Genomic DNA, 12,162 nt, shown 5'->3' on the forward strand with positions numbered 1-12,162 from the left:
TTTATTTAGCATCAATAATTTACACTTGTCTTTATTTATTATATTTTCACAAGGTGAAATCCCATTCATATACAAATAAAAACTTAGATAAAATAATAAAAAACAACTTAATACAATTCAAGAATAAAAATTTTTAGTACTCAAAAAAACATGGAGAATAAATAAAATGTATTTAAAGGATTTTTACCAATTATTTAATAGGTAAAAATTCATCTTTATTATTAACTTGAAGTATATAAAATCATAAATCTCAGTCTATTCATGATGTAATTTGCATTATTTAGATTGAGTATAGCATTCCTAAATATATGGTAACAGATAAAAAATTGGATTAGCTATAGCGCCAAAGCGAGAAGTTTCAGTACGATAACAACTTAAATATCACCGAGCATCAGTTTATTCCATCTGATGCACAAGGTGCCTTTTTACAACTGGCACAACAGCAACAAAAAGGCCGTGTCACTCGCCGTATTACCGCCAAAGGTTATCAAGACTATCACTACGATATTAATGGTCGATTAACGCAAAAAGTGGTTCATCAATACGGTTTTCGAGCAAAAACGTGGTATTACCAATGGAATACGCTTAATCAACTTATCGCCTGTTTTAATCCTGAAGGAGAATGCTGGCGCTACACTTATGATGCTTTTGGGCGACGCCTCAGTAAAAGCAAAGTGGTCGATAATCGCCCTATTACACCGCCCAATTCACCCTTTAAAAATAAACGTGTTCAGCGTGTTGATTACCTGTGGTCTGGCGACCAAATGGTGCAAGAAACCCCGATTTATGCCGATGGTACTCCCGCTTATGATTCGCAAATTCAGTGGCTCTATCAACCCGGCGAAATTACCCCAACGGCACGTTATCAACGTGGAAAACTGCATTATGTCGTCACTGACCATCAAGGCACGCCACGCGAAATCTTTAGCGAAAAAGGCATTGTTAGTTGGGCAGGACGGTTAAATACCTGGGGACAAATGGCATTTTGGCAATCGCATGATGATTATGCCGATAATGACCCTGAATATACCGAATGCCATTTTCGGTTTGCCGGACAATATGAAGATAAAGAAAGTGGCTTGTATTACAATCGCTTTCGCTACTATGATAAGGACACAGGGCAATATATTTCACCTGACCCTATCGGATTATTAGGAGGCTTTAATCCGTATGGGTATGTGCATTGTCCGACTGGGTGGGTAGATCCGTTTGGGTTGGCGGGTGGTCAGGGGAATAAAGGAGATACAGTAACAGTATTTAGAGTTCAAGGAGGAATACCTCCTAATGCTAGCTATCGCCGAATAAAAATCGATGAATTAGGAAACCCTCATATTCAAAATGCCACTTTAAATATCAGTATTGGAGATACAAAGCATGCCGAACATTTTAAAAATATTAGAGGCGGTGATGCCGAAATTGTTTCATTTGAAATACCTAAGTGGCTCAATGAATTTATTAAGGAAAATGCTATTCAGCAAAGAAGCTATAGAACAAATCCATTAAACCAAAAAGGACTTGCACCTAAAATAGTAGATCCAACAACTCCTGGTGATTCATACGAATTTCCTAATGTATGGGCGAAATGGTTAGAAGAAAATGCAATTCCAGGTTCTGGTAAAACAAAAAAATAAATTAAGGCAATTATATGTCAAAAGAAAATAGCGATTTATTAGTAGATGATAATGTTATTGTAGCAATAAGATATAAAAATATAATTAATTGGTATCAAGCTGATAGAGAAATATGGATAATGGATAGATATAAATGGAATAAAGATTTTATCGATAAAAACATAGCTTTTTCTGAAGATAATGCAGATGACAGATTTGGTATTCTAGTTATTAATGATAATAATAAAAAAAACTTCATTGAACATCTTTGTCCTTTCATGCTTGATGATAAAAAATTAGAAGTAATAAAGAATAAAATAAAAAAATCATCTTCTTGGTGGGAGGTTCATGATATGTTTCCAATTGCATTTATTGATTTTGACTCAAAAAAATTAAGTGCATATTATCCATATCCAGGGAATATACCGCTTGAGAGATATATTCCAGACGATTGGGGTGGTGAATTTATTGATTTTATGCGTAAATTAGATGAAAACACGCTACCTAAAAATAAAAAATATTGGGTAATTAATAATATTGATTATTTAGAAAAACTTTCATCTTTATCTTAATAGAAAGGTAGGAAGATTTCTGAAATCCTCCTACCTACTTGTTTATACCCTACTGTATATTTCCAGGATCCACGAATAAATTATATCAAACCTATTCTTTTGCCATTCACTATGAATTTTATGACAAGATGGTGCAAGAAACCCCGATTTATGCCGATGGCACCCCGCTTATGATTCGCAAATTCAGTGGCTCTATCAACCCAGTGAAATTACTCCAACAGCCCGTTATCAACGTGGAAAACTGCATTATATCGTCACTGACCATCAAGGCACGCCACGAGAAATCTTTAGCGAAAAAGGCATTGTCAGCTGGGCAGGTCGGTTAAATACCTGGGGACAAATGGCCTTTTGGCAATCTCATGATGATTATGCCGACAACAACCCCGAATATACAAAATGTTGCTAAATTTAATAACTTTAATCTATCGGACTATTATCTAGTTATAATAACGCTTATTCTTAATTACTTATCATTAGGTTAATATGGAAAACAGAATTTATAAGATTAAAGAAAAATGTGACGAAATTCTTTCATTTAATATGTGGTTTAATTTAAATGACTCTTTTTTTTGGCCAATTATGGAATTAATAGATATTGATAGCGATTTTCTTATAAATTTATATAGTACGCTTGAAGATAAATATCTTGAAATTTTATATCACGATACTATTATCATCCCTGTTATAGAATCCATTCAAAGTGAAAGTTTTGTTAATCATATTAAAAAACTCAAAAGTAAACTTACTTTAATTGATGATATTTTTATTTATGATATAGAGTCAGCGTTGTTTATTAATTACGATAAATCAAAAGATCTTCTAAGTGTAAATAAATTTAATAAAATTTATATGAAATTAAAAAATATCATTGTACAATCCTCTAATGAGGTTTTTAGTGAAAAACAGATTATAGAAACATTAGAATCTATCATAAGTTTTTCAGAAAATAACCCTCATGAGTATTTTAATTACATTCATGCTTACTGGTTAAGCCAATATTTTAATAATGCTTGTAGAATTATCAACCATCCTAAAAAAATAGAATTTTATAAAAAACACTTATCAGAAATTTTCAAAAATGGTTATTTTTAATACGCTATAAATTATGAAAAAACCAACTAACTCACTCCAAAACAAATGGATAAATAATCAGCTAATCGGACTGGATCTTGTTTGTGATCAGTCTGGATTGATAAGATTTATAGATATTGATTTTATTGATAATTCTCAATTAATACATTCCTATCAAAAGGAATATTTCCTTTCATATAAAGGTGAAACAACTGTCGATAACTTGCTTCAAAGTGATGATGATCTTTGGTCTGAAATTCAGATAAATAACAAAATATTGATTGATGATAAATACATTTTATTATGTGGAGAAGGTGAAATGGGTAGTGATGGCTTTATTGTAAAAACAGACATAAATAATAATATATTGTGGTTTTTATATTCAACAACTTCAAACCCATTTGTTAGTATAAAGCGAAAAGAGAATATAGTTTACTTTCAGTCAACTTCTAATTTTCACATTACATTAGACTTAATTAATAATGATATTTTTATCATTAATCAAAATATTACCACTAAATAGAAATATTTTACTCACTACTACTTTTTAAGATACTCCTCATAGCAACTTTATTCTCAGTTGATTAAATTATACTAAGACTATGAGCAATAAATACCTTATTATCCCCTATGATTAAATACGAAAAAAACAATACAATTATCATAAATAACGATATCTACTTAACTCCTATCTGTACTCTGAAAGATATCATAACTCCCCTTTATCCTTGGGAAAAATGGATAACCAACTCCCAAGGCGAAACTATTGCTTATCGGCTAGTTTTAGGTAAAGCGAAAAACCGATATGGTCGGTTATTTTTAGTCACTCATTTTACATCACCCGCAAATGAAAACGCCTTGCTCAGTTCATGGTACTTGGCACCCGAAAAATTAATGGATGGAATACAAAATAGCCCTAAAGGAAAAATAACCCACAATCTAAAACAATGGTTTCACCAAGAAACCGGAATCAAACTCCCGATTGCAAGTCAACAAATGCATATTAGTGTCTCTTACGATCCGTGGAATAGTTCAGGCTCTATCATCTGCCATTATCGTTTAAGCTTCAATAATGATATCGAATGGAAAACATTCCATAAACAAAATAAAGGATAATGGTAATGAGTAAATCATCTTTATTTAAGTTAAATATCATATTATCTATAAATCAGAGATAAGTAATATATCATTTAAAATCTTACCAATCATATTCAAAATGACTTAAGAATTCCGTCTTGTTTTTATCAAATAATTTCACTTAATATTATTCCCTTATATCAAATTTAACTTTCAATCATAATAATAACGACATGTTACATTATTTTCACTTATATCACAGTTCTATTTTTCATCAAAAAAAACATTAAATATAAAAAAACAAAATAAATAACCAACCAGAAATTAAAGTAAAATTAACGTTAAATTTCTTATAGTTATAGAGATTCGGAATAAATAATTCATAGTGAAATTTCTATTTTCCATATTTGCAATTTAAATTAAATATAAATTAATTTATCCCTATCGAGTTGCATAATATGAGTAAAATAGATGAAAAAACTTACTTATAAAGTTAAATCATTATATTTAAATTAAATACGACACTAATTAAATGTAATGAAAAGTAAAAAACATTAAATATTTCTTATTGACTCAAGGACGGTTTTATATAAAACTAAATGCATATATTAGAAAAAATTACTTATTATTTTATTTTTAGTTATTATTTTATTTCTACCAGGAAAATTAAACTCATATAAGGTAATTACATTATTGCCTAGGATAGGTATTTCTTAATTTAAATTATTCATCAATACGCTGAGTATTTAATTAAGAACTTAAGCTAAATAAGGAGCTTAGTTTAAATGAGTAAAAATACTCTTGGTAGTGTTGCGCCCAAAGAACGTATTAATATTAAATACATCCCTAATGATGGTGGTGTTCAATCTGAAGTCGAATTACCTTTAAATATGCTTATTGTGGGCGATATGAAAGGGAAGACGGAAGAAACCCCCATTGAAGATCGTAAAACCATTTCGATAAACCAGAACAACTTTAATTCTGTTATGGAAAGCGCCGGTATTAATCTAAATATTGCGGTTCCAAATGCATTAGATGAAAAAAGTGAGTCTGATCTTAACGTCAATTTAGAGATTAAATCACTACAAGATTTTTCTCCTGATAATATTGCACGCCAAGTTCCTGAGCTAAAAAAACTATTAGAACTAAGAGAAGCGCTCGTTGCGCTAAAAGGTCCTCTTGGCAATATTCCTGCTTTTAGAAAACGTCTGCAAGAGCTTCTGGAAAATGAAGCTACACGCGAACAGTTACTCAAAGAGCTCGATATTGCTAGCCAAAAATAATATTTACAGAGGATTATTCTATGTCTTTAGTTAATGAAGCCCAACAAGAGCAGGTAATAACATCTGGTGGCTCTTTGCTTGATGAAATTATGGCGCAATCTAGAATGTCGCCAGAAACCGAAGCTTATGATATTGCCAAACAAGGTGTTGCTGCCTTTATTAGTAATATTTTTGCTAACCCATCAGAAGAAGAGCCGATCAATAAACTGCTAATCGATAAAATGCTTGTTGAGCTAGACACTCAACTAAGTGCTCAAGTCGATCAAATTTTACATGCGCCAAAATTTCAAGAAATTGAGTCTTCATGGCGTTCATTAAAATTACTTGTTGATCGTACTGACTTTCGTGAAAACATCAAAATCAATATTTTGCATGCGACGAAAGAAGAGCTATTAGAAGATTTTGAGTTTTCACCTGAGATTGTACAATCCGGCTTTTATCAGCACGTTTACTCTTCAGGCTATGGTCAATTCGGTGGTGAACCTGTCGCGACTGTGATTGGTAACTATGCCTTTAATAACACCACGCCTGATCTGAAGTTAATGCAATATGTCAGTGCTGTGGGCGCAATGGCTCATGCGCCATTTATTTCATCTGTTTCACCTAATTTCTTAGGCATTAATAGCTATGCTGAATTACCAGCTATTAAAGATTTGAAATCAGTATTTGAAGGCCCGGCTCACACAAAATGGCGTTCATTGCGCGAATCTGAAGATGCACGTTATTTAGGTTTAACAGCACCTCGTTTCTTAGTGCGCTTACCTTATTCACCTACTGAGAATCCAATTAAGTTATTTAATTACTCTGAAGATGTGAAGCAAGATCATGAGCATTACTTATGGGGTAATACTGCTTTCTTATTAGCAAGTTGTATTAATGACAGCTTTGCAAAATATCGCTGGTGTCCAAATATTATTGGTCCTCAAAGTGGCGGAACCGTAGGTGATTTACCTGTTCATAACTTTGAAGCGATGGGTGAATTACAAACTAAGATCCCAACAGAAGTTTTAGTCACTGACAGACGTGAATTTGAATTAGCAGAAGAAGGTTTTATCACCTTAACAATGCGTAAAGGTAGTGATAATGCGGCATTCTTTTCTGCAAACTCAGTACAAAAACCCAAAAACTACCCTAATACGCGCGAAGGGAAATTTGCAGAAACTAACTATAAGTTAGGGACTCAACTTCCTTACATGTTTATTATCAATCGCTTAGCTCACTATATTAAAGTCCTACAGCGCGAACAAATTGGCTCATGGAAAGAGCGCCAAGATCTTGAGCGTGAGCTTAATATCTGGCTAAAACAATATATTGCGGATCAGGAAAATCCACCAGCAGACGTTCGTAGTAGACGCCCTCTTCGCTCAGCTCAAATCCAAGTTCTTGATGTTGATGGTGATCCAGGTTGGTATCAAGTGTCTATTCAAGTTCGCCCTCATTTTAAATATATGGGTGCAAACTTTGAATTATCACTTGTTGGTCGCTTAGATAAGGAATAAGTGCAATGACAGCTCTATATAATTTGGAAGATAACCCCGCTTCCAGTTTATTTGAGCGCATACAAGGGAAGAGCGTAGGCTCTTCCCAACGCGCGAAAATCCAAGCGTTACTCATGTCAATTAAGCAAAATTTAAATCAGGTTTTAAATAGCAGACCTCTAGGTTGCCAAAGTACTCCTGCTTTAGGCGTTCCTGATTTAAACGATGCGACATTAACAGGAGTCGATTTCAAGGTTCATTTATCCAATATTATTGCGGATTGCATTACGACTTATGAGCCAAGAATAAGCAATGTCACTGTTCATTTTATAGAAAATGAAGCAGAGCCACTGTCACTGCAATTTAATATTACGGCTTTTATCTTATTAGAAAATCAAAAGCAGTTTATTGAATTTAACGTGCAATTAGACAGCAACCGTAGATATCAATTGACGCAATTTTAATATGTCTTCAAATCACTATTTTAATAATGAATTAAGTTATCTCGATAAACTTGAACAGTATGTTGCAACTGAAAAACCGCAGCTTATTAATCAAATCTCTGAAAAAGTGCGTGATCCTGATGCTGCGCGGCTTTTAGATGGCATTGCTTATTTATCAGGTAATTTACGAGAACAAATAGACAGACAATTTCCTGAACTGACAAACAGTTTAGTCAATATGCTATGGCCTGCTTACGCACGTCCATTTCCTAGTATGACAGCAATGGAATATCGTACTGAAGCCACTCAAAAATGTGCAATAAAAATAGCAAAGGGGCAACCTTTTGTTAGCCGCCCACTCTATATTCAAAATGAATTAGCCGAAAATGATGAAGATAATTGGCATAAATGCCAATTTACGCAGTGTCGTGATTTATGGGTACTTCCAATACAAATAGCACAAGTGGCTCAAAATCAAGACACGTTAGATATTCATTTTTCTCTAAACCAATTACAGTCGCTATCCACAGTTGGCTTAGAGAAACTGTGTATTTATCTTAATGGTCTTTCTTATACAACGACTCAGCTATTTTATTTATTAAATAACAAAGTTAAAAAAGCAAAAATAACAACAGCTCAGCGTCAGTTTTCCTTAGAGCATTTTGCGGTTGAACCTATTGGTTTTCATGCAAAAGACTCTCTTTTGCCTTATCCTAAAAACAGTTATGAAGGATATCGCTTATTACAGGAATATTTCTGTTTTCCTGAAGCTTTTATGTCTTTATCCATTAAAGGATTAGATAATATTCCTCCTGCACTGGTTTCTGATACTTTTACATTATCAATTCAATTTGACAGTGATATTCCAGAAGCCATGCTGATCACGGAAGATTGCATAAAGATAAATTGCGTACCTGCTGTTAATTTATTTGGATCAGAAAGTGAAGCGATAAATTTAACGGGAAAAGAAACAGAATATATTTTAAATAAAAGCCATAAAAAACAAGATTGTTATGATATTTTTTCAATAAATACGATCCAAGGTTTGCGCTATATTCCAAATCAGCGTTCTTATATTACACGATACACAGCTTTTGAGAGTTTTCATCATCAAAATAATCAAGATAATCCCGAAAGAACGGGTTATTACCGTTTAAAAATAGCACATCATAAATCAAATTATGGTTATCAACACACCTTGTCATTTGTGCGAAACAATGAAGCTGATTTACTAAATTGTGAAGAAAGCATTTCAGTATCAATGAACTGTACTAATCGTACATTAGCTTCTTCATTGTCTTCTCATTCGATAAAGCTTGATGAGAACAATGTTATTTCAGGGGTGTTATCTGCCAGTAATATTATTAAGCCAACAAAAGCACTTTATCCTTTGTTAGGAAATACGTTGTATTGGTCAGAACTCACTAATTTATCTATTAATTATCAATCTCTATTGAGCTTAACTGCACTCAAACAAATCTTACAGCTATATGATTTTAAAGCGACGTTTCATCAGCAATCAGCTCGTCAATCTCAAAAATGCCTCGATGCAATCACAAATTTAAAAACAGAGTCTATCGAGTATTTATATAAAGGCTTACCAGTAAGAGGTGTGAAAACAACATTATCGATACATCAAAATGCCTTTATTTCAGAAGGCGCTATGTATCTATTTTGTTCTGTATTAGCTCAATTTTTCACTCTTTATACCAGCGTTAATATGTTTCACGAATTGGAAGTTATTAATTTAGATAATAAGGAAATTTATCTTTGGCCAGCGAAAATAAACCAGCAAATACTCAAATAACAGAGATTGAGAAAATACAAAGCTGGCTAAATAAAAAAGCGGGCAAATCTGTTACTGAATACAGCTTCTATCAATTAGTTGAGTTGCTTAATAAACTGCATTCTCCAAAAACAGCATTGAATAATGAAAGCGTTATTCAGTTTAGATCAAGCGCTAATACCGCGTTTCCAACTCGTGATGTTGTTTCATTACGCCAAGATGAACAAGGTCAATTTGATCTTGAAGTCTCTTTTTTAGGTTTACATGGTAGCCAATCGCCATTGCCGGGTTATTACCTTGATCATTTCGCGTGGGAAGAAGCTCAACAAGCCAATCAATTAACGGATTATCTTAATTTATTTAATCACCGCTTAGTGACTTTACTCCATCGTATATGGCGTAAATATCGCTATTACATCTGTTTCGAAGATGGTGGCCACGACGCATTTTCTCGTCATATGTTCTCTTTGGTAGGACTCGGAAGTGAAGCCAATCGTGGCATGATGAACATCAACCACAGCAAAATGCTGGCTTATGCAGGATTACTTGCCAGTCCAAGTCGCTCTCCCGATGTTATTTGTAGCTTAATTTCTCACTGTTTTGATTTAGAAAAAGTTGAATTGATCGGATGGGAAATACGCAAAGTACCTATCCCTGAAGATCAACAAAACCGTTTAGGGATTATTGCTCGTCATTCAGGACAGAAATCACGCCCCAAAATGGTTTTAGGTGAGAATTTTAACATTGGCTCTCATATCTATGATTGTAATGGTAAATGCACGATTGAAATCAGTGAATTACCGCTCGATCGCTATATGTCTTTTCTTCCCAATGGCAAAGACTTTTTGTCACTTATTACTTTTGTTTCTTACATCATGCATGAACAACTTGCATGGGATTTACGCCTGCGTATCGCTGACAAACAGGCATATGGGATCTGCTTAGGTAAAGAACAACACAATCAATTAGGTTGGCAAAGTTTTCTCGGAAAACCAGAAGCCAATCCTAGTGTGACAATGACTATTTTGGAATAATATTTATGGATAATTATTTACCCACAATCTCTTTTCGCTTAATAAATAGTGAGTTGCTTGAAAGTGGCTATGTACCAAATAGTCAATTCACGCAACTTGGTGGAACGATTGGTAGCAGTAAACAATCACACTGGGTAATACAAGATACTCAATCATCTATTGCATCTACACAGTGCGCTATCGCTTGGCAAGATAAACAATTTTGTTTAAAAACACTGGCTGAGCCTGTTTATATTAACAACGCCCTGATCCCCATTCATATTGGGGCGGTCTATTTATCTCAAAATGATCAGATCAAAATTGGGCAACTTGTTTTATCCGTTAATATCAATTTAACGCAAAACAATAAGCCTGATCTTATGGCGATGACACCACAATCGTTGATCGAGACTGATGATAATCCGCTCGATCCCCTGCTACAAAAAAATTCCCCTTCGGTTCATAAAACAGAAAGCCATATTATGCCTTTAGCTCCGACAGTTTCAGGCTCAATGACACATGATCCATTAAAAGCCCTTGAAAGCGAAAGCTTAGAGCTTATTCAAGGCTCATCATCTAACACACATCACTACGCTCTTTCTTCGCCTCGTTCAGATAACCAGGGAGATCTCATGGTTCAGGAATTTATGGATTTGCCAGAAATAACGTCTCAAGATAATGAAACAAATGCAGACGTAGACTATGTCGCAATTAATCCATTAATGAAAGGGCTAGGCGTACACCTTAACTTACAAAATTCACAGCAAGCAAATGATTTTCTTATTGAATTAGGAAAAACGACGCAATCTGCAATAAAAGGTTTGTTGGCATTACAACAGCAGGAAAATTTACAAGATAAACAGCTGCGCCCAATTGAAGATAATCCGCTTCGTTTAAATAATGAATATGACAGTGTTATGCGTTTAATGTTTACCGATGAACGTAGCCCTGTACATTTATCTGCGCCTTCAGCTGTTGCGGAAAGCTTACATAATGTGCAACTACATTATTATGCTAATCAAGAAGCCATTTCTGCTGCATTAACCACACTATTAGAAGCATTCTCGCCAGAGCATTTATTAAAACGCTTTTCCCATTATCGTCGTAGTTACGACAACACTCCAAGTGATAGCGCTTGGGCTTGGGATATGTATACCAATTATTACAATGAGTTAGCATCATCTCGCCAACAAGGTTTTGAGAAACTGTTTTATGAGGTCTATACCCACGCTTATGACCGAGCCTTAAGAAAAGGGCTCGATGAGGTGTGATATGTCGATAAAAACATTCATGGCTTATCTCTTTTTTATTTTTGTAGCCACCCAATTGAGTGGGTGCAGTGGCCCTATTGAAGCCATGTCAAAGATAGGCAAAGTCATATGGGACCCATCAACGCCCGTGGGTAAAGAAAAAGAACAATCCTCGGTTGTCTCATTCACATTATTAGCTGAGCCTGAAATCAATCCTAATCATCAAGGAGAGGCAACACCGGTTCAATTACAAATTGTTTATATGAATGAAGATTCGATCTTTGCCTCTTTAGATCAAGACCAAATTATTGAAGAAGATTGCGATCTGAAAAAACTATTAAAGAGAAATTATATCGATCATCAAGATTACACCCTTTTACCTGATCAATATAAGCCGCTCGATCCCATTGAGCTGGATAAAAAGAATAAGTATATCGGGATCATTGCCTATTACTCTGACGTCAATGTTACTCAATGGAAGAAAATATTAAAAATCAATGGGATTGGTCATTATTACAATCTGCTAGTCCATATCAAAGAAAATGAAATTGAATTTAGAAAAGAAGAGGATCAATAACA

14 protein-coding genes are annotated in these 12,162 nt (G+C 34.0%); all 14 read left to right on the forward strand.

Going from position 1 to position 12,162, the window contains the following annotated elements; all coding sequences use genetic code 11:
• Positions 1 to 530: 530 nt before the first annotated feature.
• The 14 genes from AB4J89_RS11685 to tssJ all read left to right on the forward strand — a co-directional run bounded on the left by AB4J89_RS11685 (position 531) and on the right by tssJ (position 12,160).
• The gene (locus tag AB4J89_RS11685; RefSeq protein WP_368469323.1) at positions 531 to 1,631 is read left to right on the forward strand and encodes an RHS repeat domain-containing protein; all 1,101 of its coding nucleotides are present in this window, start codon (positions 531 to 533) and stop codon (positions 1,629 to 1,631) included.
• Between the two features lie 14 nt (positions 1,632 to 1,645).
• Complete coding sequence (locus AB4J89_RS11690) at positions 1,646 to 2,182, forward strand: hypothetical protein (protein WP_368469325.1); 537 nt, start codon at positions 1,646 to 1,648, stop codon at positions 2,180 to 2,182.
• A gap of 170 nt (positions 2,183 to 2,352) precedes the next feature.
• Positions 2,353 to 2,508, forward strand: a complete 156-nt coding sequence (locus AB4J89_RS11695) for a hypothetical protein (RefSeq protein ID WP_368469327.1) — start codon at positions 2,353 to 2,355, stop codon at positions 2,506 to 2,508.
• Positions 2,466 to 2,588: a hypothetical protein gene (locus AB4J89_RS11700; protein WP_368469423.1), complete on the forward strand. Its 123-nt coding sequence runs from the start codon at positions 2,466 to 2,468 to the stop codon at positions 2,586 to 2,588. The genes AB4J89_RS11695 and AB4J89_RS11700 overlap by 43 nt, the downstream gene beginning before the upstream one ends.
• A 77-nt stretch (positions 2,589 to 2,665) precedes the next feature.
• The gene (locus AB4J89_RS11705) at positions 2,666 to 3,274 is read left to right on the forward strand and encodes an aminopeptidase (protein ID WP_368469329.1); all 609 of its coding nucleotides are present in this window, start codon (positions 2,666 to 2,668) and stop codon (positions 3,272 to 3,274) included.
• A gap of 13 nt (positions 3,275 to 3,287) precedes the next feature.
• Positions 3,288 to 3,776 carry a hypothetical protein gene (locus AB4J89_RS11710; protein ID WP_368469331.1) on the forward strand — a complete coding sequence of 163 codons (489 nt, stop codon included), beginning with the start codon at positions 3,288 to 3,290 and terminating at the stop codon, positions 3,774 to 3,776.
• A 107-nt stretch (positions 3,777 to 3,883) separates the two neighbouring features.
• Complete coding sequence (locus AB4J89_RS11715; protein WP_368469333.1) at positions 3,884 to 4,369, forward strand: hypothetical protein; 486 nt, start codon at positions 3,884 to 3,886, stop codon at positions 4,367 to 4,369.
• A gap of 746 nt (positions 4,370 to 5,115) precedes the next feature.
• Entirely contained in the window at positions 5,116 to 5,613 is a 498-nt protein-coding gene (gene tssB, locus AB4J89_RS11720) for a type VI secretion system contractile sheath small subunit (protein ID WP_088494827.1), read from the forward strand.
• A gap of 20 nt (positions 5,614 to 5,633) precedes the next feature.
• Positions 5,634 to 7,112, forward strand: a complete 1,479-nt coding sequence (gene tssC, locus AB4J89_RS11725; RefSeq protein ID WP_368469335.1) for a type VI secretion system contractile sheath large subunit — start codon at positions 5,634 to 5,636, stop codon at positions 7,110 to 7,112.
• Positions 7,113 to 7,117: 5 nt separating this feature from the next.
• Positions 7,118 to 7,555: a type VI secretion system baseplate subunit TssE gene (gene tssE / locus AB4J89_RS11730; protein ID WP_270754766.1), complete on the forward strand. Its 438-nt coding sequence runs from the start codon at positions 7,118 to 7,120 to the stop codon at positions 7,553 to 7,555.
• A 1-nt stretch (position 7,556) separates the two neighbouring features.
• Positions 7,557 to 9,341, forward strand: a complete 1,785-nt coding sequence (tssF, locus tag AB4J89_RS11735) for a type VI secretion system baseplate subunit TssF (protein WP_368469337.1) — start codon at positions 7,557 to 7,559, stop codon at positions 9,339 to 9,341.
• Entirely contained in the window at positions 9,338 to 10,354 is a 1,017-nt protein-coding gene (gene tssG, locus AB4J89_RS11740) for a type VI secretion system baseplate subunit TssG (protein WP_227719045.1), read from the forward strand. The genes tssF and tssG overlap by 4 nt, the downstream gene beginning before the upstream one ends.
• Positions 10,355 to 10,359: 5 nt before the next feature.
• On the forward strand, positions 10,360 to 11,604 hold the full coding sequence (gene tagH, locus AB4J89_RS11745) for a type VI secretion system-associated FHA domain protein TagH (RefSeq protein WP_368469339.1): 1,245 nt from the start codon (positions 10,360 to 10,362) through the stop codon (positions 11,602 to 11,604).
• 1 nt (position 11,605) lies between these two features.
• Positions 11,606 to 12,160 (forward strand): type VI secretion system lipoprotein TssJ, encoded by a 555-nt coding sequence (gene tssJ / locus AB4J89_RS11750; RefSeq protein WP_088494821.1) that lies wholly within the window; start codon positions 11,606 to 11,608, stop codon positions 12,158 to 12,160.
• Positions 12,161 to 12,162: the final 2 nt, after the last annotated feature.

The organism is Proteus sp. STS61-E (genome assembly GCF_040932335.1).
Lineage (GTDB): Bacteria > Pseudomonadota > Gammaproteobacteria > Enterobacterales > Enterobacteriaceae > Proteus > Proteus mirabilis_B.